This window comes from Microbacterium sp. NPDC055502 (genome assembly GCF_053643635.1).
This window is the reverse complement of the sequence record NZ_JBSHKJ010000001.1, coordinates 1,854,262-1,877,586: the sequence shown is the minus strand read 5'-3', so window position 1 is coordinate 1,877,586 and position 23,325 is coordinate 1,854,262. Positions and strand designations below refer to the sequence as shown.

The following is a 23,325-nucleotide window of genomic DNA, read 5'->3' as shown; positions in this document are numbered from 1 at the left end:
CCAGTGGAGGGCTCACGTTCGGATGTGCGTCTTCCTCGCAGTACGGGAAGGGCACCAAAGAGTCAGCATACGCCACCCGACCCCCTCCGACCAAACCAGCCGCGGGCCCGCGCCCGGTCAGTCGGTCTTCACCGTCACCAGGATCGGACGGTGGTCGCTCGACCGCTGCGGCAGGGTCGTGATGCGCTCGATCTCGAATCCGGTCGAGGTCGCGAAGTCGTAGTGACCGCGGAAGACGCGGTAGCGCGTGTAGGTGTGGTCGTCGCTGAGCGACAGCGCATAGCCGTGGTCGCGCACGGCCTGCCCCAGGTTCTCCTTGAACACGGGGTAGTTGTAGTCGCCGACCATGAGCTGCGGAAGGCCGTCCCCGAGGCTCGCGAGCTCGGTCAGGGCCGCGCGGATCTGGTGGCGCCGCAGCGAGTTCAGCGCCGTCAGCGGTGCGGCGTGGAACGACGCGACGATGAACTCGTCGCCGTCGTCGATGTCGCGCAGCCGTGCGCCGAGCACCCGCTCGTGCGCGGGCTTCGCGATGCGGTCGTGCAGCGACTTCTTGAGCCCGAGGGTGCGGATGCCCTGCAGGTGGTAGGTGCTCTCGCGGTAGAACAGCGCGAGTCCGAGGCGGTTGCCCTGGGTGGCGTCGGCGAGCACGAGGCCCCCGATCCGGTCGGGCAGCGCCGGCACGTCGCACTCCTGCAGGCAGAGGATGTCGGGGTCGTGTTCGGCGACGAGTGTCGCGAGCTCCCCGGCCGCCCGGTGTTTGCGCAGGTTGTACGAGATGACCTTCATGACCGTGCCCACGCTACCCGCCCCTGCTGTGCCCGGGATCCGTATCCGGCGATCAGTCCGACTCGCGGTCGCGGCGGGCCCTGGTCTGTTCGGCCCGTGCGGCGAGCAGCTCGTCCGCCGGATACCCGACCTCGGTCAGCGTCAGTCCCCGGGCCGCGAGCACCTTGAACTCGCTGGTCCTGGTGAGAGCGTCGCGCAGCACCACCAGGTCGGACACGTCCAGGCGACCCTCCCCCACGGCCGCGCACGCGCCGACGAGGGCGCGCACCATGCTGTGGCAGAACGCGTCCGCCTTCACCTCAGCCACCAGCACGCCGTCCGCGTCGCGCTCCCACCGGTAGTCGAGCAGGGTGCGGATGGTGGTGGCCTCCTCGCGGGGCTTGCAGTACGCCGCGAAGTCGTGCAGGCCGATCAGCGTGCGCGCGGCCTCGTCCATCGCGCGCTCGTCCAGCCGTCCGCGGATGCTCGTGGTGTCGGCGCGACGCAGCGGGTCGTAGCCGGCCAGACCGTCGGCGAGACGGTACCGGTAGCGGCGCCACACGGCCGAGAAGCGCGCGTCGAAACCCTCGGGCGCCGCGGTCGACCGGGTGACGGTGACGTCCGAGTAGGCGCCGAGCACACCCCGCATGCGTCCCGCGATCGAGCCCGCCGGATCCTGCGCCGCCCGTCCGTGCCTGGCCTCGATGCGCGACCACTGCCGCTCGTCGAGATCGACGTGTGCGACCTGTCCGCTCGCGTGCACGCCGGCGTCAGTGCGGCCGGCGACCACGAACCGCACGTCGGAGCCCACGATGCGGGCGAGCGCCGCCTCCAGCGTGCCCTGAACGGTGCGGAGCGTGGGCTGTGTCGCCCAGCCGCGGAAGTGGGTGCCGTCGTAGGCGATGTCGAGCCGGATGCGCACGAGGCCAGCCTAGGACAGCCCCGCGCGCACCCGCCGCCTCAGATGCCGCCGTCGACCGAGCGGATGGAGACGCCGGGCTCGTCCGGCACCATCACCTCGGTGTCGCGGTTCAGGCTCTCGCCGCGGAAGAAGCGCTTCGACCGCGGGAACAGGTACCACAGGAGCATCAGCACCAGGCCGATCGCGAGCGAGCCGATGCCGATCACGAACGTGCCGCCGATGCCGAACAGCACCGTGTAGCCGTAGTCCACGTCCCACATGTCGATCGCGGACTGCACGAACGCGCCGGTGAGCAGCAGCGCCCCGACGAGCGGGAAGATCCCCTTGAAGAAGAGGTCGCGTGCCGAGGTGCGCAGGTCGGCGCGGAAGTACCAGACGCAGGCGAACCCGGTGATGGCGTAGTAGAACGCGATGGCGAGGCCCAGCGACAGGATCGAGTCCTGCAGGATGTTGTCGCTGATGAGCGTCATGCCCACGTAGTACGCGGAGGCGACCACGCCCATCACGATGGTCGAGAACGACGGGGTCTTGTAGACCGGGTGCACCTCCTTGAACTTCGCGGGGAGCGCGCGGTACACGCCCATCGCGAGCGTGCCGCGCGCGGTGGGCAGGATCGTCGTCTGCGTCGACGAGATCGCCGAGATGATGACGGAGACCACCAGCACCCAGCCGAACGGGCCCAGCAGGCCGTCCTTGATCGCGAGGAAGAAGTCGTCGGCGTTGGCCTCGTTGCCGAGCCCCGTGCCGTCCTCGCCGAGACCCGCGTACATCATCGCCGCGATCGTGACGGCGACGTAGGTCACCAGCAGGATCACGCAGGTCAGCACGGCCGCCCGCCCGGGAATGCGCTTGGGGTCCTTGGTCTCCTCGTTCAGCGCGAGGCACGTGTCCCAGCCCCAGTAGATGAAGAGGGCGAGCAGGATGGCCTCGGTGAATCCCGACCAGTCCGTGAAGCCGAAGGGGTTCAGCCACTCCCACGAGAACGGCGTGGCGTCGGGGGCGTCGCCGGTGAAGAACTGCCACAGCGCGGCCACCACGAAGATCGCAAGGGCCAGGTACTGCACGGCCAGCAGGATGTTCTGGATGCGCTCGCCGATCTCGACGCCGCGCCAGCTGACCCAGGTCATCGCGGCGATGAAGAGCACCGCGACGAGGATGATCCGCCAGTCGTTGTTCTCCAGGTCGAACCCGATCAGGGACCAGAAGTACACCGAGGCGATCTGGGCGAGGTTCGCGAGCACGACCATCCCGGCCACCGCGACACCCCAGCCGCCCATCCAGCCCACCCAGGGGCCGAACGCTTTCGTGCCCCAGGTGAAGGTGGTGCCGCAGTCGGGCACGGCGTTGTTGAGCTCGCGGTAGGCGAAGGCGATCAGGAGCATCGGGACGAAGGCGATCACGAACGCGATCGGTGCCTGCGCCCCGACCGCGAGCACGACGAAGCCGAGCGTCGCGACGAGGGAGTAGACCGGCGCCGTGGAGGCGAGACCGATGACGGTGGATCCCCACAGGCCGAGGGTGCCAGCGGCCAGCCCCTTGCCGTCGGGTCGTTCCAGGTGGATGGGCGTCGTTGCCATGCTCAGACAGTACGACGAGCTGCGGTATACCGTCAATCCTTTTCTTCGAGCAACGGATTCCACTCACACAACTTCATCTCACGACGGAATCCGTGGATTCATTCGCGACCGAGCATCCCGTCGGCGTGCGTGGCGACCCACTCCATCAGCGGCAGCATCCGCTCCATCAGGTCACGCCCCAGGGGGGTGAGGCTGTACTCCACGTGCGGGGGCACCGTGGGCAGGGATTCCCGGTGCACCAGCCCATCCGCCGACAGCGTGCGCAGCGTGGTCGCGAGCATCTTCTCGCTGATGCCGTCGACCTCCCGCCGCAGCTCGCCCCAGCGCCGCGTGCCGTCCGACAGGCACGACAGCACCAGCACGCCCCACTTGCTCATGATGTGGTCCAGCACCACGCGCGTGCCGCAGCCCTGGTCGAACACCGTGGGCGAAGACTCCCGGATTTCCGCAAAACTCACCGACATGTAGGTACCTTACGTCAAAGTGGGTACCGGTCGGATGGAATGCGCGGGTGCCTCGCGCCGGTTGGGGCAGGTGTTCACCAACGGAAGGACCGCCCTCATGACCATCCTCGTCACCGGAGCCACCGGACACCTCGGCCGCCTCATCATCGCCGCCCTCCTCGCCCGCGGCGCCGACCCCCAGTCGATCGTCGCCGGAGCGCGCGACGTGGCCAGGGCGGCCGACCTCGGCGTGCGCGTCGTGCCGCTCGACTACGACGACCCGGCCTCCGTCGCCGCGGCCCTCGACGGCATCGACACGGTCGTGCTCGTGTCCGGCTCCGAGGTCGGCCGCCGCGTCGAGCAGCACCGGGCGGTGATCGACGCGGCCGCAGCCGCCGGCGTCTCGAAGCTCGTCTACACCAGCGCCCCGAAGGCCACGACGAGCGACCTGGTGCTCGCGCCGGAGCACAAGGCCACGGAGGAGCTGATCGCGGCCTCCGGCGTCCCGGCCGTGATCCTGCGCAACAACTGGTACACGGAGAACTACGCCGCCGACCTCGCGCGCGCAGCCGAGACGGGCGTGCTCGCCTCCGGCACCGGCGAGGGTCGCGTCGCCTCCGCCAGCCGCGCCGACTACGCCGAGGCCGCCGCCGTGGTCGCGCTCGACGACGGTCACACGGGCGCCGTGTACGAGCTCGGCGGCGACGTCGCGTGGGACTACACGGAGCTGGCCGCCGCGATCGCCGAGGTCACCGGACGCGAGGTGACCTTCGTGTCGCTCACGGCCGACCAGCAGCTCGCGGCGCTGCGCGAGGCCGGACTCGACGAGGGCACCGCGGGCTTCGTCGTCGCCCTCGACGCCGGCATCCGCGGGGGCGCACTGGCCGAGACCGACGGCACGCTCGCGCAGCTGATCGGCCGTCCGACCACGCCGCTCGTCGAGGGACTGCGCGCGATCGCGTGAGCCGGCCGGAGCCCCGCCGACCCCACGGTCAGCGGGGCTCCGCCTCGACGGGCTCCCCCGCGGCACGGGCGACCTGCACGTAGGCCACCACGAGCGTGATGCTCTCGCGCTGGTACCCCTGCTCCGCGAGCACGGCCTCCACCGCGGCCCGCGCCTCCCGGAGGACCTCTCCGGACGCCGCGCCCGCGTCCACCCCGATCGACGCCTCGACCGCGGCCCCGCGCGCCCCCGCGGCCACCGACACGATCGGCTCGGCGTCGCGCGTCGCGCCCAGCGCCGCGGCCCCCGCCCTGAGCAGATTCGAGATGAGCGAGCCGGAGCGGTAGACGCCGCGGACCCCGTCCTGCGCGCGCAGGACCTGTTCGATCCGGGCGGCCAGCTCACGACGACCCTCGCCGTCGATCGTCGGGTCCTGCGTCATCACGACACCTCCCTGATGTCCTTGACGGTCACGTCGATCGCGGCGATGGTGAGCTCGGTGTGCCGACGCAGCCGCGCGTCCACCTCGGTACGGAGCCGGTCGGCCAGCCCGCGGATCGGCTCGCCGTGCAGCACGCTCGCGTCGATCGCCACGCGCACCGGAGCACCCGGCGTCGTGACGTCGCCCTCCAGGCGGCATCGCCCGACGAGCACGCCGGGGACCGCCTCCTCGGCCGCCCGCACGAGACCGCGCACCGCACCCTCGGTGATCGCCAGCTCCACCGCAGGGTCGTCCGAGGCGAACGGGATGCGGCGTCCCGCCCTGGCGTCCATCGCGATCCCGCTCAGGATCCGGTCGATCCACCCCTCCTCGACCGCGGGCTCTGCCGCGGTGTCGGCCGCCATCAGCGCGTCGCCCAGTCCGTGCAGCCGCTCGAGCGCGTCGAGGGCGAGCTGGCACCCCGGCGATTCCTCGATCGAGGCCACGCGCGGCTGACGCCCCGCCTCGAGGTAGTCGCCGAGCTCCTCGATCGTGTGCCCGTCGAGGTCGTCGGGCTCCAGTCCGAGACCGCGCAGGTCCGGGTTCTCGTGGTCGTCGTTCATCGCCACGCCTCCATCCGGGTGATCAGGAATCCGCGCGCACGGGCCAGCAGCCCGCGCACCGTGCTGACGGGGACGCTGAGCTCCGCGGCGATCTCGTCGTAGCTGTACCCGCCCATCTCGCGCAGCACCCAGCATTCGCGCTGCGCCTCCGGGAGCTCCCGCAGCGCGGCTCCCAGTGCCGCGACGCCCTCGCGCACCTCCACCACCGCCGACGGCGAGGCATGCAGGGGTGCCGGCCGGTCGATCTCGGTCACATCGACCGCCGGGCGGTGGCGCCGGAGCCGGTCCACGGCCTTGCGACTCACGATGCGCATCAGCCAGCTCTTGACCTTGCCGGGGTCGTCGAGCTCGCCGAACCGCTGCCACGCGGTCACGAACGCCTCCTGCACGGTGTCGTCCACTTCGGCCGAGCCGTTCAGCATGCGCTGCGTGTACGCGCGCATCATCGGCGTGTACCTCCGCACCAGCACCGCGAACGCCTCGACGTCGCCGTCCATGGCGCGACCCGCGACGATGTGATCCCCGGCCTGTTCCAGCGGGCCACGAGAGCCATCCGCTGCCATTCCCCCACCCTTCGTTCCGCTTCCCCTGCAGGTTCGGAGCGCGTGCGGCGACGGATCGGATCCGTGCGCACGGCTCGGCCGCAGGGAGCGCCCCGACCGGGGGCGCCCCCTGCGCGAGCGGGATCACTTCTTGAACGCGTCCTTGACATCCTCGGCGGCGTTCCGCACATCGCCCTTCGCCTGCTCGGCCTTGCCCTCGGCGACGAGCCGGTCGTTGTCGGTGACCTCGCCGACGACCTCCTTCGCCTTGCCGGCGATCTTCTCGGCGGCGGCCTTGATCTTGTTCTCTCCGCTCATGGCGGCTCCTTTCCTCACGCGACCCCGGCTCTCGGGGTCGACGACGTCCGGGCGGTGCGGGACCGGTGCCCCGCCTCGCCCGCGCCGGCCAGCGACCGGCGCATCCTCTGCCTCGACCGGAACAGCTCGCGCCACCCGCGGTCCGCGACGTGCACGACCACCGGCACCTCCACGCCCAGCAACCGGTCCCACTCCGCGACGGCCGCCTCGGCCGCGGCGACGACGGCCCCCAGAGCCGCCCCCTTCCGCGGCGTCACGACGAGCCCGAGGGCGGTGCGACGGCCCGCCCGACGCGCGACCGTCCGCGCCGACACCACGTCGGCCCGAGCCGCGAGCGTCTCCGCCAGCACGCCGTCGGCCACACCGCGGTCCACCCGGGTCGTCCCCCGAGGACCCGGCACCGCGAGCACCTCGCGCACGCGACCGCGGCCCCGCGTGAGCAGGAACGCGATCAGCAGGACGACCACGACCAGGGCCGCGGCCGCGGCTGACACGGCCGCGAGCGGGAACTCCCCGATGCTCCCGAGGTCGACCGTCGCGGCCGATGCATCGGCGGACGCCCGCTCGACCGCCGAGACGGCCCCCGCCGCCTCCGCGGGCAGCAGCCGCGCCGACTCCAGCCCGGTCGCCACGAGTGCCGCGCCCGCCGCGAGCAGCACGAGGCCGCCGCCGAGCAGCACCACCCGGTTCCCCACGGATCCCGAGAGCCTCATCCGACCACTCCTTCCGTCGCCACGAGCACACGCGGCGTCAGGGCGAAGCCCACCTCGTCCAGCACGCGCACCACAGCGGTCCGCGCCGCGTCACGGTCCACGGGCACCCCGCTGGTCGGGGTCAGGCGGACCGTGGCGGCTCTGCGCCCCACCGTGACCACGACGCGCGGTCGCGGAACGCCCGTGCTCCTGGCCACCCCGTCGGCGATCGCGTCCGCGAGCACGCCGTCGTCCACTAGGAGCGCGGTGCGCCCGGTGAGACGGGCGCGTCGGGCGCGACGCCCCGGGACGACCGCCAGCGCCAGCAGCACCGCGGCGAGCGCGACCAGCGCGATGCCCGCGCCGATCGCGACACCAGGGGCGGACCGCGCCTGGGCGACGCCCGCCAGCAGCGCCGCCGCATCCGCGCGGAACCCGGGGTCGAGGGCCGCGGCGACCCCGCACCCCAGGAGCCCGAGCAGCACGATCGCCAGGAGAGCGGCGAGCACGGTCGCCGGAGCGGTCCGCGATGCCCGTGTCTCCCGGCGCAGCAGTCGGCGCGTGGCGGCGGGCGCGCTCATGCGACCCTCCGCTCGAGCGCACGCCGCACGCCGGTGAACCGCACGTCGACCGCGCCCACCCGTCGCGACGCCAGCTCCCCGAGCCGACGCACGAGGGTCTCGCGCAGCACCTCGCCGCGGTCGGCGAGGGTCGTGCCGTCGGAGCGCGCCAGCACGACGGGCACGACCACCGTGACGCGCAGGTCGCCGCGCCGGTCGCCCAGCTCCACCGCGATGTCGTCGAGCCCCACGCCCGCGGCATCCCTGGCGATGCCGAGGGCGATCCGGTGCAGGGCGCGGGTCTCGACGGACGTGGCCCCCGCCACACCCGTCGACGCCCCTGCCCGCTCGACGCTCACGAGGACGACCGCCGTCCGCGGACCACCTCGGCGAGCGCCCGGACGTCCAGGCGACCGTCGGCGATGCGCCCGGCCGCCGCGCCGACGAGCATCGCGAGGAGCACGAGCAGGAACGCCCAGAAGCCCAGCACGATCCAGGTCAGTGCGAGGACCGCGGCCGCAGCTCCGCCGATCACCGAGGCGTTCACTGGACTCGCGCCTCCTCGGCGTCGGCGTCGTCGTCCGAGGGGATGTGCACGTCGTTGACGCTCACGTTGATCTCGGCGACGTCCATGCCGACCAGGTCGACCATGGCCCGGTGGATGGCCGTGCGCACGTCGTCGGCCACCTTCTGCAGCGACACCGGGTACTCCGCGACGATCGTGACGTCGACGGCCACCTGCGTCTCGCCGACCTCCACGCTCACGCCCTGCGAGAGGTCGGTCGTGTTCAGCACGTCTCGGATCGCGCCCATCATGCGGGCCGCCCCGCCGCCGAGCGCATAGACGCCGCTGACCTCACGGGCCGCGATGCCCGCGATCTTCGCGACGACCGCGTCCTCGATCGTGGTCTTCCCCACCGCTGCGGCCTGCGCCGTCGGTACGACCTGAGCCTTGGGCTGGCTGCCCCCCGTCACGTTCGCCATCTCGAGCTCCTTCATCCGTGTGTCCGCACCGTGGGGCGCGGGCCGTGTTCTTACGACACCACTAAGACGCATGAGGCACCTCGGATGTCACGAATTCGTCGAGGGTTTTTCCGGGCGGGCAGAGAAACGCACTCTCACAGTGCACTCCAAGGTTGAAAGTGCAAAGTTGCACTCTATGGATGCAAGTGCAGAATCGACGAGGGAGCAGCGCAAGCGCGAGACGTCTCGCGCGCTCACCTCGGTGGCGCGGCGCTGGACGGTCGAACGAGGCTTCGCCGGCTTCACGATCGAGGAGCTGTGCACCGAGGCCGGGGTGTCGCGCCGCACGTTCTTCAACTACTTCGAGAGCAAGGAGAACGCGGTCTTCGGCATCACCGTGATCGACTCCCGCCAGGAGGAGCTGGAGGACGCTTTCGCGACCGCCGACGGCGACCTGCTCGACGACTTCGTCGAGCTCACCGTGGCCCGCTTCTCCCTGTTCGACCCCGTCGAGCATGCCGCCGAGCTGTTCGCCGTGATCGAGCACGAACCGCGACTGCTCAAGGCCGCGTTCGAGCAGCAGGAGAAGCACGAGCGGCGCGACGTCGCCCTGATCACCCGCCGGCTCGAGGGCGTCGAGGACGCCGAGCTGCGCGCGCAGGTGCTCGTGCAGTCCGTCGGTGCCCTCGTGCGCCTGTGCATGGAACAGCTCCTGCACCACCACTCCACCGAGCCGTTCGCCGAGCTGATCCGACGCCGTCTCCGGCTCGCGCGCGACCTGTACTCCCCCGCACAGAAAGCCCACTGAATGTCCGCCACCGCCACCGCCGACGCGCCCTTCCTGCTCACGAAGCGTCGCATCTGGATCATCTTCAGCGCCCTGATCGCCGGCATGCTGCTCGCGAGCCTCGATCAGACCATCGTGTCGACCGCGATGCCGACCATCGTGGGCCAGCTCGGCGGCGTCGACCACCAGGTGTGGATCACGACCGCGTACCTGCTGGCCACCACCATCGTGATGCCGATCTACGGCAAGTTCGGCGACGTGCTCGGTCGTCGCAGCCTGTTCCTCGTCGCGATCGCGCTCTTCACGCTCGCGTCGGTGGGCTGCGCCCTGGCGACCGACTTCTGGATGTTCGTCGTGTTCCGGGCGCTGCAGGGCCTGGGCGGCGGCGGACTGATGATCCTGTCGCAGGCGATCATCGCCGACATCGTGCCCGCCAACGAGCGCGGCAAGTACATGGGTCCGCTCGGTGCCGTGTTCGGGCTCTCCGCCGTGGCCGGTCCGCTGCTCGGCGGGTTCTTCGTCGACCACATGACGTGGCAGTGGGCCTTCTACATCAACATCCCGGTCGGGATCGCGGCGTTCGTGATCGCGCTGGTCGCGCTGCAGCTGCCCAGCAAGAAGGCCGAGAAGCGCATCGACGTGCTCGGCGTGATCTTCCTCTCCCTCGCGACGACGTGCCTGATCTTCTTCACCGACTTCGGCGGCGACAAGGAGTTCGGGTGGGATTCGCTGGCGACCTGGGCGTGGGGCGCCGGCCTCGTGGTCGCCGCGACCGCGTTCGTCATCACCGAGTCCAGGGCGCAGGACCCGATCATCCCGCTGAGCCTGTTCCGCAACCCGATCTTCGTGAACGCGACGGCCATCGGACTGGTGCTCGGGATCGGCATGTTCGCGGCGATCGGCTTCGTGCCCACGTTCCTGCAGATGTCGTCCGGCACGTCGGCCGCGGCCTCCGGGCTGCTGATGATCCCGATGATGGTGGGCCTGATGGGCACGTCCATCTTCTCGGGCATCGCGATCTCGAAGACCGGGAAGTACAAGGTCTACCCGATCGTCGGCACGATCGTGACGGGCCTCTCGATGGTCGCGATGACCACGCTGTCGGCCGAGACGCCCATCTGGCTGATCTGCGTCTTCCTGTTCGTGTTCGGCGCGGGCCTCGGGCTCATCATGCAGGTCGTGGTGCTGGTGGTCCAGAACGCCGTGCCCGCGGGCGAGATCGGCACCGCGACGAGCACCAACAACTACTTCCGGGAGGTGGGGGCATCCCTCGGAGTGGCCGTCTTCGGCACGATCTTCACGACGCGGCTGACGGAGAACCTGCTCGGCGTGTTCGCCGGAGCCGGTGCCTCGCCGGATCAGGCGTCGCAGGCCGCGTCGACCATCGACCCCGCAACGCTCAGCGCGCTGCCCGACGAGGTGCGCGACGGGATCGTGACCGCGTACGCCGATGCGCTCGCCCCGGTGTTCTGGTACCTGGTGCCGTTCGTGGCGCTCGCGCTGCTGCTGTCGCTGTTCCTCAAGCAGATCCCCCTGTCCGACCAGGCGGGACTCGTGGCACGCGGCGAAGCCATCAGTGGCGAGGAGGCGGAGCGGCTGGAGGCCGCTCAGCGCGCCGGCGGACGGACGACCACCGCGGTCGACGGGTCGGAGGGGTCCGACCCGTCGACCGCGGACCGGTGACCGGTCAGGGGAGGTCGGCGACGTCGAGGTCGTCGTCGTCGTCTTCGCTGGCCGGAAGGTCGTCGGGCTCGGGGTCGTGATCGTTGGTGACGATGTCGGCGTCCACACCGACGGCGTCCACCTCGGGGCCATCGTCGGCGGCGTTGCTGTTCGGGTCTGACATGGGGATCTCCGTTCCTCGGCCTCGTGGAGCGCCAGTCTCCCGTGCCGGCGGGCCCGAGCGCAGGGGCTTGACATGACCTCCGGGTTCCGGATGGCCCGTGCGGCCGAGGGCGCTGGCCATCGTCGGGCGGCCCGGCGCGCGGGGCCGGGTGTCACGGTCAGCTCCCCGACGGCCTGTGCGGGATCAGCCGAGCCAGCGCGGGCAGAGCGCGCCGCACGCTCAGCTCCGCTCCCTGGGAGCCTGCGCGGGATCAGCCGAGCCAGCGCGGGCAGAGCGCGCCGCACGCTCAGCTCCGCTCCCTGGGGGCCTGCGCGGGATCAGCCGAGCAGCGGGGACAGAGCGCGCCGCACGCTCAGCTCCGCTCCCCGACGGCCTGTGCACTGACGGTGACGATCGCGAACACGACGGCGGCGATGCGGTCGTCGTCCGCGTGGGCGTGGGGGTCCCACAGCACGTCGGTGCCGATCACCTCGGCGGTCATGTCGTCGAGCGGCTGCTCCTCGTCGCGGGCAAGCCCGTCGGCGAGCCAGGCGGCCGCGCGGCGCAGGTCGGCGCGATCGATCGTGTGGTGGGGGTCCTCGATCGACGCGCCGAGCACGTCGGCGACGGAGACTCCCCGGCAGCGGAGCCCGGCCACCGCACCGGACAGTGCGCCCGCCGCGACCGCGAGGCCGTAGCCCGCGGCGATGAGCGCGTCCCAGGAGACGGGGCCCGCGATGTCCTCCAGTCCGAGCGAGACGCCCGCCCTGTCCGTCACGGCGACCATCACCGCCCGATGCGCATGGCAGTAGACAGCGGTCGCGGAGGGAGCGGGGGTCGGCACGGCGGTCCTCTTTCCGGGGAGCCCGCCTCGCTCGTCCGCGCGAGCGCGCGGAACGGCTCTCACTCTAGTCCGCGGATACGACGAAACCCCCGGACGTATCCGGGGGTTTCGAGCTGTAGCAGGAGCGGGGCTTGAACCCGCGACCTCACGATTATGAGTCGTGCGCTCTCACCAACTGAGCTACCCTGCCGCACGGCATCCGCATCGCAGATGCGAACTCCGAGCCCCGAGTCAGGATTGAACTGACGACCCCTTCCTTACCATGGAAGTGCTCTGCCACTGAGCTATCGGGGCGTGCTGCCCCTCGCGGGGCAACCACACGAGAATACCATCACTGTGGCGTCCTCATGAAATCAGGCCGGTCAGTACGACGTGCGTCCGGCGTTGGCACGGAGCCACGGCATCGGGTCGATCGTCGTGCCGTTGACGATGAGCTCGAAGTGGAGGTGCGCGCCGTAGGAGCGGCCCGTGTTCCCGGTCTTGCCGATGACGGTGCCGACGGTGACCCGGTCGCCCGCCTTCACCTGGAGCGAGCCGTACTGCATGTGCGCATAGTGGCTGGTGATGGTCTGGCCGTCGATCACGTGGTCGATGTAGACCGTGACCCCGTAGGCGCCGCCCTGTTCCGTGGCGGTGCGCACCACGCCGTCGGCGATCGCCTGGATGGGCGCGCCGTTGCCGGGGGTGAAGTCGATGCCCTCGTGCAGGCGTCCGCTGCGCATGCCATAGCCGTACGACATGCCGACGCCGACCATGAACGGCCACTGGATCGCCGCGTCGGGGTCGTTCGTGAAGACCTCGCCCGAGTAGTTGATGCCCTGCTCGGCCGCGACCTCGACGAGCGAGACCGTGCTGTAGTCGTCGTTGCGGGTGAGCGGTGCGTTCTGCACGTCGGAGGGCGCGACGAAGGCCTGGATCTCGTCCTTCGCCGACCCCGCGGCGTCGGCCGCGGCAGCGGTGACGAGGGAGGTGGAGGCCATCGACCCTCCGCGCGCGGCGGCGACGGCCTCGGCGGGCAGCGTCATGGAGACCGCGAGCAGTCCGGCCAGACCCATGACACCGACGGTCGCGCCGACCGTCACGAAGCGCCGGAGACGGCGGGGACGCGATGCGACGTGTTCGGCCGCCGCACCCTGCACGTCGGCGGCGCTCGCGAACGACCGGGCACTCGCGGCCGCAGCAGGGACGGTACGCACGGTGCCGGTGCTGCGGAAGGCGCGCGAGGCACGCTCGAACGCGTCTCCCTCGGCGTCGGCTTCGGCCACGAACGGCTCGGAGGCCGGCAGGATGACCTCGGCGCCTGCGGCCTCGGCGGGTGCCTCGTGCGTCGCCGCGAGGGGCACGGCGGGGACGTCGGCCACGGCGGGCGCGGGCGTCGCGGCGATGAACGGTTCGGCGGGAGCCTGCGGCACCGGCGGGACGTCGTTCGGCCGCTGACGTGCGGCGCGACGGGAGAGGGGTGCGACGGCGGCGAGCGCGACCACGGTCTCCGCGTGAGCGAGGGGTGCCGTCGTCCCGGTCGCCGGGGCCTCGGTGGCCGCAGTGCGATGACGGCTGGAGCGACGCGTGGGCGCAGCGGCAGCCTGGGGATTCTCGAAGGGCAAAACTAGTCTCTCGGTCGTTCGTGTTGCTCGGGGGCGCAATGACAGCTTTCACCTTCGGGTGGTGAAAGTAACGATCGGGTAAACACTACCCCGATCACCCTGGGAATGCCATGTATCAGTCCAGGTTTCTCAGCACAGGATCTCGGTGAGCCGCGCGTGCACGGCTGGTCCTCCGGCGATCAGCAGCGGCCGAGGGGAGTCGGTGTCGACGCGCGTCACGATGCCGCCCGCCTCGCTCACCAAGAGCGCGCCCGCCGCGAGGTCCCAGGGGGCCAGTCCGCGCTCGAAGTAGCCGTCGAGTCGGCCAGCGGCGACGTACGCGAGGTCGAGTGCGGCCGACCCCATCCGCCGGAGGTCCCGCGCGATGGGCATCACCCGGCGCACGGTCGCGAGGTCGCCGTCGTGGGTCGCGGGGTCGTAGCCGAACCCGGTGGCGAGGAGCGCGCCGGCCGGTGTCTCCTGCGTGACCTCGAGGCGCCTGCCATCGAGCCAGGCTCCGTGACCTCGAGCGGCGGTGAAGGTCTCCCCCACGGCCGGTGCGTGCACGGCGGCGGCGAGCGCCTCCCACCGGCTCGGGTCGGGCTCTCCCTGCACGGCCGCGATGCTGACGTTGTAGGCCGGGATGCCGTAGGCATAGTTGACGGTGCCGTCGATGGGGTCGACCACCCAGGTGATCCCGCTGTCGCCCGCCGCCGTACCGGACTCCTCGCCGAGGAAGCCGTCGTGCGGCCGCGCCGTCAGCAGACGGTCGCGGATGAGCGCCTCGACCTCGCGGTCGGCCTCGGTCACGATGTCGGCCAGTGTCGACTTGGTCGCGGCCAGGGTGACCCCCTGCTGTCGGCGTGTCCTGGCGAGCTCCCCCGCCTCCCGAGCGACCTCCGCAGCGAGCGTGCCGAGCTCCTGCTCCTGTGACACTGTCACGACGCCCGGTTCCCCGGCGCGGGAGGGGGCGGCGGGAACGCGGGAGGTTCGCCCTGATGCGGCGCGGGGGGCTCCGGCGCGGCGGGTCGGGGCGGCACCGGTGCGTCCGGTACCGGAGGGCCGGGCTGGGCCACCGGGGGTGCGGAGGGCGCAGCCGGAGGCGCGGGCTGCGCGACCGCGGCCTCGGGAACCACGGGGAACGCCGTGGTCTGCGGCTGCGGGAGAGCCTGCTGCGGAGCCGTCGGGTAGCCGGTGTAGTACGCGTTCCAGTCGGGCGAGCCGTCGGGCAGTGCGGGGAGCGGGGTGCGGCCGTCGGCGAACGTGGGCCACGCGGGAGCCGGGTTCTGCGGCGTCGGCGTGGCGGCCTTCCTCGGCGCGAAGAGCGCGTTCAGCAGGGGGATGAGCGTGGTGCCCACCGCGACCAGGATCGTGAGGGCGACCACGATGCGCCAGTACAGCTCGCTGTAGTCGAACGTGTTCGGGAACGCGAGGAAGAACACGAGCATCGCCACGAGCGCACCGAGGAACACGACCGTCACGATGAAGATGACGCGCGTGAACGTGGTGACGTGGCGCTGCGCCGCCTTCGTGAACAGACGCACGTGCAGCAGGGCGAGCTGGAGCACTCCGATCACGAGCAGGAGTTGGAAGAAGCGCTCCGCCCCGAAGTAGATGCCGTCTTCCGGGAGCCAGATCTTCACGAGCCCCACCAGGAGCGCCACGACCCAGCTGACCATGCTCGCGAGCTGGAGCCAGTCCGGGCGATTGGGGGCGAGCCCGGCCTCCAGGATCGCGATGCCGGCGAACGCGGCCAGGAGCAGGATCGTGAGGAAGGCGCGACCGATCAGGCCGTTCTGGTCGCCGATCAGCACCCACACCACGCACACGAGCGCGGCCGCGATCAGCGCGCCGATCGCCACCCAGATCGAGCCTCGGATGAGCAGCGACATGTTCTTCTTCTCAGCCTGCGGCGGCGTGCTGATGTCCGGATGGGACATGGGGGTCCTCTCGTCGAGTGGCGATCGATGTCCACATCCTCCCACGCGCGCCGGTCCCGGTTCGGGGATCTTCGCGCCGTGCGGACGGACGCGACGAAAACCGGTGGCTGGGGAGGAAGAGTCAGGCCGTCTTGCGCGCCGATGCCGCAGCGAACGCGGCGACCCGCGCCTGCGCGTCGGGAGTCTCGAGCGCGGCACCGATCGAGCGCGCCTCCTCCGACAGCTGCTCGACGAAGGTGCGCTCGGGCTGCGACCGCACCAGCCGCTTGGCCTGGCCATAGGCATCCGCGGCCCCGGCCAGCCAGAAGCGCGCGACCTCCTCGGCGCGCGAGCGCACGGCCTCCGCCTCCGCAGCCGCGTCCTCGCCCTCCACGACCTCGGCCACCAGTCCCCACTCCAGCGCCTCGGCCGCCGTCAGCAACCGATCCTGCAGCACGAGCTGCAGCGCTCTGCGCTGACCGATCGCACGGGCCAGCTGCGCCGACACCGACAGGTCGGGCGTGAGACCGATGTTGGCGTACAGGCTCCCGAGCTTCGATCGTGCCCCGACCACGGCGTAGTCGGTCGCGAGCAGGATGCCGAGCCCGCCACCCGCCGTCGTACCGTGGGCGGCGGCGACCACCGGGATGCTCGACTCGGTCAGCGAGCGGATGCCCGCGTTGATCACCTCGGCGAGCGCGGTGATCTCGGCACCGGAGGCGCCCATCGTGGTCGCCATGTCGATCACGTCGCCGCCCGCGCAGAACGCCGGCCCCGCCGCGTCGAGGAGGATCGCCTTCACGTCGCTCCGCGAGGTGGCCTCGGCCGTGGCGTCACGCCAGGCGTGGGCCAGATCGGCGTTGAAGGCGTTGAGGCGAGCCGGACGGTTCAGCGTCAGCCGCGCCATCCCCTCGTCGACCGCGAACAGGATGGCTTCACTCATGGCGTCTCCCTCGAGCACAGGACGTGTGGATCCAGGCTAGCCGGACTCAGCCCTGCTCCCACACGCGGGAGACGAACCCCTCCATCCGGCGGCGCGTGCCATCGAGGCGGAAGTCGGCCTGACCCGCCGCGCGGATCTCGTTCGGCGCGAGCGGATGCGCGAGTCGCACGTTCTCGTGACAGGAGAGGTCCGCGCAGATGTACGTACCGAAGGAGTCGCCGCGAGCGCCGGCCTCGCCCGCCCGTCGCGCGGAGAACAGCGCGACCTGGTTGCCCGGCTGCATCGTGTGGCAGATGTTGCACATGCCGGAGCGCCCGCGACCGGGCTCCGACGCCCGCAGCACGACACCGACCACGCGTCCCTCGTGCTGGATCAGGACGTAGCCGCGCTTGCCCGCGCTCGGGTCGCGCCAGGCGAAGAAGTCGAGGTAGTCCCAGTCGACCAGGAGGAAGTCGTGCGGCATCTCCATGACGCGCAGCTCGTCCGCGTCCGCGTTCACGAACGAGGCCCGGACGTCGGCTTCGGTGAGGGCTCGCATCACTCCAGTCTAGGAAACGCCCTCGACGGCGGGCGCGGTCCGCGCTTCAGACGCACCGCTGCGCTCGCGGATGAGGAACCCGAAGCCGAACGCGATGAAGAACATCAGCACCCCGTAGACGGCCGCGGGGAGGCTCAGCTCCACCGAACCGAGCACGGACTGCGCGATCACGATCGCCAGGGTCGCGTTGTGGATGCCGATCTCGAACGACGTCGCGATCGCCTGACGCTTGCCCACCCGCAGCATCCGCGGGATGAGGAATCCGACCGCGAGGCTGACCAGGCAGAACAGCACGGTGATGAGAGCCAGACGCGCCACGTTGTCGACCAGGAGCGTCCAGTTCGAGGCCACGGCGCCCGCGATCACGACGATCAGGATGACGACCGAGGCGATGCGCACCGGCTTGTCCATGCTCGCGGCGAACCGTGGCCAGAACCGCCGGATCAGCATGCCGAGCGCGACGGGCAGCAGCACGATCGCGAACACCTCGAGGGCCTTCGACCACTGCAGCCCCAGCGTGTCATCGAACGGGCGGAAGTAGGCGATCGCGAGGTTCGTGATGATCGGCAGCGTGATCACCGCGATCACCGAGTTCACCGCCGTGAGCGAGATGTTGAGGGCGATGTCGCCGCGGAACAGGTGGCTGTACAGGTTCGCCGTGGTGCCGCCCGGCGACGCGGCGAGCATCATCATGCCCACCGCCAGCACCGGCGGCAGCTGGAACAGCAGCACGAGCCCGAAGCAGACGGCCGGAAGGAGCACCAGCTGACACAGCAGCGCGACGATCACCGCCCTCGGCTGCTTGAGCACCCGCGCGAAGTCGCCGAGGGTGAGGCTCAGGCCCAGACCCAGCATGATGATGCCGAGCGCGACGGGCAGTCCGATGGTGGTCAACGCTGATCCCATGGCACTCAGTGTGGCGGACGGAGGGCCTCGGTGTCACGGGTTCGTGAGACGCGCGCCGAAACGGAAGAAGCCCCCGACGAGCGGGGGCTTCCGTGGTGGCGAGTGAGGGATTCGAACCCCCGAAGTCGAAGACGGCTGATTTACAGTCAGATCCCTTTGGCCACTTGGGTAACTCGCCAGAGCGCACCCGTCCGACTTCAACAGCCAACCGGGGGCACGAAGATCCATCATACCCGCACGATGCGGGGTCGAGAAATCGAGGCGTCAGCTGCCGTGCACCCCGCGGTCGGACTCGGCGAGCGACTCGGGCGTGCGCAGCAGACCGCCCTCGGCCCTGCACGTCGCGGCCGCGATGTCCATGGCCCGTCGCAGCAGGGCATCCCACTCCCCTGCGGCCTGCGGAGCAGCGGCGACCAGACCGGCGGCGACGGCGGCGAGCGTCGCATCGCCCGCCCCCACGGTGTCGACGAGGCGCCCGGGGAGCGCGGAGATCGGGGCCGTCGAAGTGCCGGCGTCGGACTCGAGCACCGCGCCGTCCGCCCCCGCGGTGGCCAGCACCGCGCGCACGCCGAGCCCCCGGAGACGGGAGCGCAGCACGTCGAGGTCGCCGTCGTAGAGCACCGCCGCGTCGTCGGCGCCGACCTTCACGACCTCGGCCTGCGCGGCCAGACGCTCGAAGCCGCGCACGAACTCGTCGCGGTCGCTCAGCATGCCCGTGCGCGGGTTCGGATCGATCGCGAGGCGCGCACCGTCCAGGGCGGCCGCGAGCGCGTCGACCTCGGCGGGTGCGTCGAACGGGAAGCAGCTGACGACCGCGAGGTCGGCGTCCGCGATCGCGGCCACCGCGTCGTCCGAGTAGCGGATCGTGCGCTCTTGGGCGGCACGGTTGAAGACGTAGCTCGGCTCGCCGTTCGCGGCCCGGGTCACGACGGCGCGCGACGACCCGTGCGGCGCCGCGCTCGCGATCAGGCGCACGCCGTGGTCCGCCACATACTCGCGGATGTGCGCGCCTGCGACGTCTTCTCCGACCATCGCGATGAGCGTCGTGGGGATTCCGAGCCGCCGCAGACCCACCGCCACGTTCAGGGCGGCTCCGCCGACGAACTCGCGGACGCCGCTGTCATCCCGGATCTCGTCGATCAGGGCGTCTCCGATGACGACGGCCGAGCCGCCGGGGGAAGTCTCAGTGCTCACTCGCCGACCCTACCGCGCCCGCCCACGCTCCGGAGCGCTGCCGAACTGCGTGCCCGAACGCGACGAGGGACGACGAAGGCCCCGGGCGATGCCCGGGGCCTTCGTTCACTCAGTCACACCTCAGTTGTAGGTACCGGGGGTGATGTCGTCCGTCGAGAACGCGTCGAAGTCGACGTAGCCGAAGTCGCCGTCCGCGTACGCGCCGTCGGATGCGAAGATCCGGTTCGGGTAGCGCTCGCTCTTGGCTTCCTCGGTGGCCTCGACGGTGACGTCACGGTATTTCGAGAGACCGGTTCCGGCGGGGATGAGCTTACCGATGATGACGTTCTCCTTGAGACCGACCAGCGGGTCGCGCTTGCCCTCCATGGCGGCCTGCGTGAGCACGCGGGTCGTCTCCTGGAAGGACGCGGCGGACAGCCACGACTCGGTCGCGAGCGACGCCTTCGTGATACCCATCAGCTCCGGGCGACCCGACGCGGGGCGCTTGCCCTCGGCCACGGCCTCGCGGTTGATCTGCTGGTAGCGCTTCAGGTCGACCATCTCACCCGGCAGCAGGGTCGTGTCGGCGTGGTCGACGACGGTGACCTTGCGGAGCATCTGGCGGACGATGACCTCGATGTGCTTGTCGTGGATCGGCACACCCTGCGAGCGGTACACGCCCTGCACGCCGCCGACAAGGTACTTCTGCACCTCGCGGGCACCCATGACGCGCATGACCTCCTTGGGGTCGAGCGTGCCGACCTGCAGGGGCTGACCGACCGAGACGTGCTGGCCGTCCTCGACGAGGAGCGTCGCACGCTTCAGCACCGGGTAGACGACGGGCTCGTCGCCGTTGTCGGGCGTCAGGATGACCTTCTTGGCCTTGTCGGTCTCGTCGATCGTGATGCGGCCGTCGGCCTCGGCGATCGGCGACGCACCCTTGGGGGTACGGGCCTCGAACAGCTCCTGCACACGGGGCAGACCCTGCGTGATGTCGTCGGCCGACGCGGAACCACCGGTGTGGAAGGTACGCATCGTCAGCTGGGTACCGGGCTCACCGATCGACTGGGCCGCGATGATGCCGACGGCCTCGCCGATGTCGACCGTCTTGCCGGTCGCGAGCGAACGGCCGTAGCACTGCGCGCACACGCCGACGGCGGAGTCGCAGGTCAGGACCGAGCGGACCTTGATGGTCTCGACACCCGCAGCGACCAGCTTGTCGATGAGCACGTCGCCCACGTCGTCGCCGGCCGAGGCGAGGACCTCGCCCGCCGCGTTCACGACGTCGGAGGCCAGCGTCCGGGCGAACACCGAGTTCTCGACGTTCGCGTCGCGCACCAGCTCACCCTGCGAGTTCGGCGCGGCGATCGGGAGCTCGAGGCCCTTCGACGTGCCACAGTCCTCTTCGCGGATGATGACGTCCTGCGAGACGTCCACCAGACGACGGGTCAGGTAACCCGAGTCGGCGGTACGCAGAGCGGTGTCGGCCAGACCCTTACGGGTACCGTGCGTCGCGATGAAGTACTCCGCCACCGACAGACCCTCGCGGTACGAGGAGATGATCGGACGCGGGATGATCTCACCCTTGGGGTTGTTCACCAGACCACGCATACCGGCGATGTTCCGGATCTGCAGCCAGTTACCACGGGCGCCCGAGGACACCATGCGGTTGATGGTGTTGTCCTCCGGGAAGTGCGCCTTCATCGCGGCCTGCACCTCGTCGGTCGCCTCGGTCCAGATCTTGATGAGCTCCTGACGACGCTCGGCGTCGGTCGTGAGGCCCTTCTCGTACTGGGACTGGACCTTTGCGGCCTGCTTCTCGTAGCCCGCGACGATCTCCGCCTTGTTCGGCGGGGTGAGGATGTCGCTCAGCGCGACGGTGACACCCGAACGGGTCGCCCAGTAGAAGCCGGCATCCTTGATGCGGTCCAGCGTGGCGGCCGTCTCGACCTTGGGGTACTCCTCGGCCAGCTTGTTGACGATCTGCGACAGCTTGCCCTTGTCGGCCTGCTCGCGGACGAAGGGGTAGCCCTTCGGCAGCGCGTCGTTGAAGATCGCCTGACCGAGCGACGCGTCGACCAGACCGTGCTTCTCGTAGCCCTCGGGAGCCTCGCCCTCCAGGAAGGCCAGACCCGGGATGCGGATGCGGACCTTCGCCTGCAGGTCGAGCGTGCCCTCGTCGTACGCGAGCTGCGCCTCACCGACGGAGCCGAACGCACGGCCCTCGCCCTTGGCGCCGGCCTTGACCGTGGTCAGGTGGTGCAGACCGATGATCATGTCCTGCGAGGGCAGGGTCACCGGACGGCCGTCCGACGGCTTGAGGATGTTGTTCGACGCGAGCATCAGCACGCGGGCCTCGGCCTGAGCCTCGACCGACAGCGGCAGGTGCACGGCCATCTGGTCACCGTCGAAGTCGGCGTTGAACGCCGCGCAGACGAGCGGGTGCAGCTGGATGGCCTTGCCCTCCACGAGCTGCGGCTCGAACGCCTGGATGCCCAGACGGTGCAGGGTGGGTGCACGGTTGAGCAGCACCGGACGCTCGCGGATGATCTCCTCGAGCACGTCCCAGACCTCGGGACGCGTGCGCTCGACGGCGCGCTTCGCGGCCTTGATGTTCTGCGAGTGACCCAGGTCGATCAGGCGCTTGATGACGAACGGCTTGAAGAGCTCGAGCGCCATCTGCTTGGGCAGACCGCACTGGTGCAGCTTGAGCTGCGGGCCGACCACGATGACCGAACGGCCCGAGTAGTCGACACGCTTGCCGAGCAGGTTCTGACGGAAACGACCCTGCTTTCCCTTGAGCATGTCGCTCAGGGACTTCAGTGCACGGTTGCCGGTACCGGTGACGGGGCGACCACGGCGGCCGTTGTCGAACAGCGCGTCGACGGCCTCCTGCAGCATCCGCTTCTCGTTGTTGACGATGATCTCGGGGGCGCCGAGGTCGATCAGGCGACGGAGACGGTTGTTGCGGTTGATCACGCGGCGGTACAGGTCGTTCAGGTCGGAGGTCGCGAAGCGGCCACCGTCGAGCTGCACCATCGGACGCAGCTCCGGCGGGATCACCGGGACGACGTCGAGCACCATCGCGGCCGGGCTCATGCCGGTCTCGAGGAACGAGTTGACGACCTTGAGGCGCTTGATCGCACGGATCTTGCGCTGGCCCTTGCCCTCCGAGATCTGCAGGTGCAGGCTCTCGGCCTCGGCGGTCAGGTCGAACGCGGCCAGGCGACGCTGGATCGCCTCGGCACCCATGTAGGCCTCGAAGTACTGGCCGAAGCGGTCCTGCAGCTCGTGGAAGACGTCGTCCTCCGGGCGCAGGGCACCGACCTCGAGCGTGCGGAAGTCCTCCCACACGCGCTCCAGCTTCAGGATCGCCTCGTCGGCACCCTTGCGGATGAGCGACATCTCCTTCTCGGCGGCGTCCTTGACCTTCTTCTTGGCGTCGGCCTTGGCACCATCGGCCTCGAGAGCCGCGAGCTCCTCCTCCAGCTTGGCCAGGCGCTCCGCGATCTTGGCGTCGCGGCGGTCGCCGAGCGTCTTCAGCTCGAGGCGGATGTTGTTCTCCTGCGTGCCCAGGTCGCGGTGACGAGCATCCTCGTCGACCGAGATGACCATGTAGGCGGCGAAGTAGATGACCTTCTCGAGGTCCTTCGGCGCCATGTCGAGCAGGTAGCCGAGGCGCGAGGGCACGCCCTTGAAGTACCAGATGTGGGTGACGGGAGCGGCGAGCTCGATGTGACCCATGCGCTCACGGCGGACGGAGCTCTTGGTGACCTCCACGCCACAGCGCTCACAGACGATGCCCTTGAAGCGGACGCGCTTGTACTTGCCGCAGGCGCACTCCCAGTCACGGGACGGGCCGAAGATCTGCTCTCCGAAGAGACCGTCCTTCTCCGGCTTGAGGGTGCGGTAGTTGATGGTTTCGGGCTTCTTGACCTCGCCGTAGGACCACGCGCGGATGTGGTCTGCGGTCGCCAGGCCGATGCGAAGCTCATCGAAGGTTGTGGACTCGAGCACTAGTTCTCCTGTGTCGGAAAT

General features: G+C 70.5%; 26 protein-coding genes and 3 tRNA genes. 3 read left to right on the top strand and 26 right to left on the bottom strand.

The features are described from left to right. Positions 1-117: 117 nt before the first annotated feature. The 4 genes from ACWH95_RS09200 to ACWH95_RS09185 all read right to left on the bottom strand — a co-directional run bounded on the left by ACWH95_RS09200 (position 118) and on the right by ACWH95_RS09185 (position 3,728). On the bottom strand, positions 118-786 hold the full coding sequence (locus tag ACWH95_RS09200; protein WP_136031683.1) for an endonuclease/exonuclease/phosphatase family protein: 669 nt from the start codon (positions 784-786) through the stop codon (positions 118-120). Positions 787-838: 52 nt separating this feature from the next. Next, complete coding sequence (gene truA / locus ACWH95_RS09195) at positions 839-1,687, bottom strand: tRNA pseudouridine(38-40) synthase TruA (RefSeq protein WP_136036436.1); 849 nt, start codon at positions 1,685-1,687, stop codon at positions 839-841. A 38-nt stretch (positions 1,688-1,725) separates the two neighbouring features. After that, entirely contained in the window at positions 1,726-3,264 is a 1,539-nt protein-coding gene (locus ACWH95_RS09190; RefSeq protein WP_136036437.1) for an APC family permease, read from the bottom strand. 98 nt (positions 3,265-3,362) lie between these two features. Beyond that, complete coding sequence (locus ACWH95_RS09185; protein ID WP_136031678.1) at positions 3,363-3,728, bottom strand: winged helix-turn-helix transcriptional regulator; 366 nt, start codon at positions 3,726-3,728, stop codon at positions 3,363-3,365. Positions 3,729-3,825: 97 nt separating this feature from the next. Here ACWH95_RS09185 and ACWH95_RS09180 point away from each other — a divergent pair, with 97 nt between their 5' ends. Continuing rightward, complete coding sequence (locus tag ACWH95_RS09180) at positions 3,826-4,671, top strand: SDR family oxidoreductase (RefSeq protein ID WP_378822525.1); 846 nt, start codon at positions 3,826-3,828, stop codon at positions 4,669-4,671. A gap of 28 nt (positions 4,672-4,699) precedes the next feature. On the opposite strand, the gene ACWH95_RS09175 is transcribed toward ACWH95_RS09180, so the two are convergent. The 9 genes from ACWH95_RS09175 to ACWH95_RS09135 all read right to left on the bottom strand — a co-directional run bounded on the left by ACWH95_RS09175 (position 4,700) and on the right by ACWH95_RS09135 (position 8,790). Then, complete coding sequence (locus ACWH95_RS09175; RefSeq protein ID WP_378822524.1) at positions 4,700-5,092, bottom strand: hypothetical protein; 393 nt, start codon at positions 5,090-5,092, stop codon at positions 4,700-4,702. Beyond that, positions 5,092-5,694 carry an Asp23/Gls24 family envelope stress response protein gene (locus ACWH95_RS09170; RefSeq protein ID WP_378822523.1) on the bottom strand — a complete coding sequence of 201 codons (603 nt, stop codon included), beginning with the start codon at positions 5,692-5,694 and terminating at the stop codon, positions 5,092-5,094. Before ACWH95_RS09170 ends, ACWH95_RS09175 begins: the two co-directional genes overlap by 1 nt. Continuing rightward, positions 5,691-6,257 carry an RNA polymerase sigma factor gene (locus ACWH95_RS09165; RefSeq protein ID WP_454120558.1) on the bottom strand — a complete coding sequence of 189 codons (567 nt, stop codon included), beginning with the start codon at positions 6,255-6,257 and terminating at the stop codon, positions 5,691-5,693. The genes ACWH95_RS09170 and ACWH95_RS09165 overlap by 4 nt, the downstream gene beginning before the upstream one ends. Before the next feature lie 123 nt (positions 6,258-6,380). Further along, the gene (locus ACWH95_RS09160; RefSeq protein WP_136031698.1) at positions 6,381-6,554 is read right to left on the bottom strand and encodes a CsbD family protein; all 174 of its coding nucleotides are present in this window, start codon (positions 6,552-6,554) and stop codon (positions 6,381-6,383) included. 14 nt (positions 6,555-6,568) lie between these two features. Next, the gene (locus ACWH95_RS09155) at positions 6,569-7,267 is read right to left on the bottom strand and encodes a hypothetical protein (protein ID WP_378822522.1); all 699 of its coding nucleotides are present in this window, start codon (positions 7,265-7,267) and stop codon (positions 6,569-6,571) included. After that, complete coding sequence (locus ACWH95_RS09150; protein WP_454120557.1) at positions 7,264-7,827, bottom strand: hypothetical protein; 564 nt, start codon at positions 7,825-7,827, stop codon at positions 7,264-7,266. Before ACWH95_RS09150 ends, ACWH95_RS09155 begins: the two co-directional genes overlap by 4 nt. Next, positions 7,824-8,165, bottom strand: a complete 342-nt coding sequence (locus ACWH95_RS09145) for a hypothetical protein (protein WP_454120556.1) — start codon at positions 8,163-8,165, stop codon at positions 7,824-7,826. Before ACWH95_RS09145 ends, ACWH95_RS09150 begins: the two co-directional genes overlap by 4 nt. Next, complete coding sequence (locus tag ACWH95_RS09140) at positions 8,162-8,353, bottom strand: DUF2273 domain-containing protein (RefSeq protein ID WP_136031662.1); 192 nt, start codon at positions 8,351-8,353, stop codon at positions 8,162-8,164. Before ACWH95_RS09140 ends, ACWH95_RS09145 begins: the two co-directional genes overlap by 4 nt. Next, on the bottom strand, positions 8,350-8,790 hold the full coding sequence (locus tag ACWH95_RS09135) for an Asp23/Gls24 family envelope stress response protein (protein WP_240744574.1): 441 nt from the start codon (positions 8,788-8,790) through the stop codon (positions 8,350-8,352). Before ACWH95_RS09135 ends, ACWH95_RS09140 begins: the two co-directional genes overlap by 4 nt. Positions 8,791-8,965: 175 nt before the next feature. Here ACWH95_RS09135 and ACWH95_RS09130 point away from each other — a divergent pair, with 175 nt between their 5' ends. Both ACWH95_RS09130 and ACWH95_RS09125 read left to right on the top strand, forming a co-directional pair. Beyond that, the gene (locus ACWH95_RS09130) at positions 8,966-9,577 is read left to right on the top strand and encodes a TetR/AcrR family transcriptional regulator (RefSeq protein WP_247638399.1); all 612 of its coding nucleotides are present in this window, start codon (positions 8,966-8,968) and stop codon (positions 9,575-9,577) included. After that, positions 9,578-11,239 carry an MDR family MFS transporter gene (locus ACWH95_RS09125; protein ID WP_378803421.1) on the top strand — a complete coding sequence of 554 codons (1,662 nt, stop codon included), beginning with the start codon at positions 9,578-9,580 and terminating at the stop codon, positions 11,237-11,239. It abuts the gene before it with no gap. Positions 11,240-11,243: 4 nt separating this feature from the next. Here the strand turns inward: ACWH95_RS09125 and ACWH95_RS09120 are convergent, their stop codons facing one another. The 13 genes from ACWH95_RS09120 to rpoC form a co-directional block, all read right to left on the bottom strand. Then, a complete protein-coding gene (locus ACWH95_RS09120) occupies positions 11,244-11,402 on the bottom strand; it encodes a hypothetical protein (RefSeq protein ID WP_168387156.1) in 159 nt (52 codons plus the stop codon). A gap of 352 nt (positions 11,403-11,754) precedes the next feature. Continuing rightward, positions 11,755-12,225, bottom strand: a complete 471-nt coding sequence (locus ACWH95_RS09115; RefSeq protein ID WP_247981286.1) for a hypothetical protein — start codon at positions 12,223-12,225, stop codon at positions 11,755-11,757. A 116-nt stretch (positions 12,226-12,341) separates the two neighbouring features. After that, positions 12,342-12,415: transfer RNA gene (locus tag ACWH95_RS09110), tRNA-Met, on the bottom strand. Between the two features lie 32 nt (positions 12,416-12,447). Next, positions 12,448-12,519, bottom strand: a tRNA-Thr gene (locus ACWH95_RS09105). 68 nt (positions 12,520-12,587) lie between these two features. Then, positions 12,588-13,829, bottom strand: a complete 1,242-nt coding sequence (locus ACWH95_RS09100; RefSeq protein ID WP_454120555.1) for a peptidoglycan DD-metalloendopeptidase family protein — start codon at positions 13,827-13,829, stop codon at positions 12,588-12,590. A gap of 129 nt (positions 13,830-13,958) precedes the next feature. Continuing rightward, on the bottom strand, positions 13,959-14,744 hold the full coding sequence (locus tag ACWH95_RS09095; protein WP_454120661.1) for an inositol monophosphatase family protein: 786 nt from the start codon (positions 14,742-14,744) through the stop codon (positions 13,959-13,961). A 2-nt stretch (positions 14,745-14,746) separates the two neighbouring features. Beyond that, positions 14,747-15,748, bottom strand: coding sequence for a hypothetical protein (locus ACWH95_RS09090; RefSeq protein WP_136036360.1), 1,002 nt, complete (start codon positions 15,746-15,748; stop codon positions 14,747-14,749). A 121-nt stretch (positions 15,749-15,869) separates the two neighbouring features. After that, on the bottom strand, positions 15,870-16,670 hold the full coding sequence (locus tag ACWH95_RS09085) for an enoyl-CoA hydratase/isomerase family protein (protein ID WP_136031649.1): 801 nt from the start codon (positions 16,668-16,670) through the stop codon (positions 15,870-15,872). Between the two features lie 46 nt (positions 16,671-16,716). Next, complete coding sequence (locus ACWH95_RS09080) at positions 16,717-17,208, bottom strand: FBP domain-containing protein (protein ID WP_136044941.1); 492 nt, start codon at positions 17,206-17,208, stop codon at positions 16,717-16,719. 9 nt (positions 17,209-17,217) lie between these two features. Continuing rightward, positions 17,218-18,102 (bottom strand): bile acid:sodium symporter family protein, encoded by an 885-nt coding sequence (locus ACWH95_RS09075; RefSeq protein ID WP_240745359.1) that lies wholly within the window; start codon positions 18,100-18,102, stop codon positions 17,218-17,220. Between the two features lie 105 nt (positions 18,103-18,207). Next, positions 18,208-18,292: transfer RNA gene (locus tag ACWH95_RS09070), tRNA-Tyr, on the bottom strand. A gap of 86 nt (positions 18,293-18,378) precedes the next feature. Continuing rightward, positions 18,379-19,308: a PfkB family carbohydrate kinase gene (locus ACWH95_RS09065; RefSeq protein ID WP_454120554.1), complete on the bottom strand. Its 930-nt coding sequence runs from the start codon at positions 19,306-19,308 to the stop codon at positions 18,379-18,381. 120 nt (positions 19,309-19,428) lie between these two features. Then, entirely contained in the window at positions 19,429-23,304 is a 3,876-nt protein-coding gene (gene rpoC, locus ACWH95_RS09060; protein ID WP_136035906.1) for a DNA-directed RNA polymerase subunit beta', read from the bottom strand. Positions 23,305-23,325: the final 21 nt, after the last annotated feature.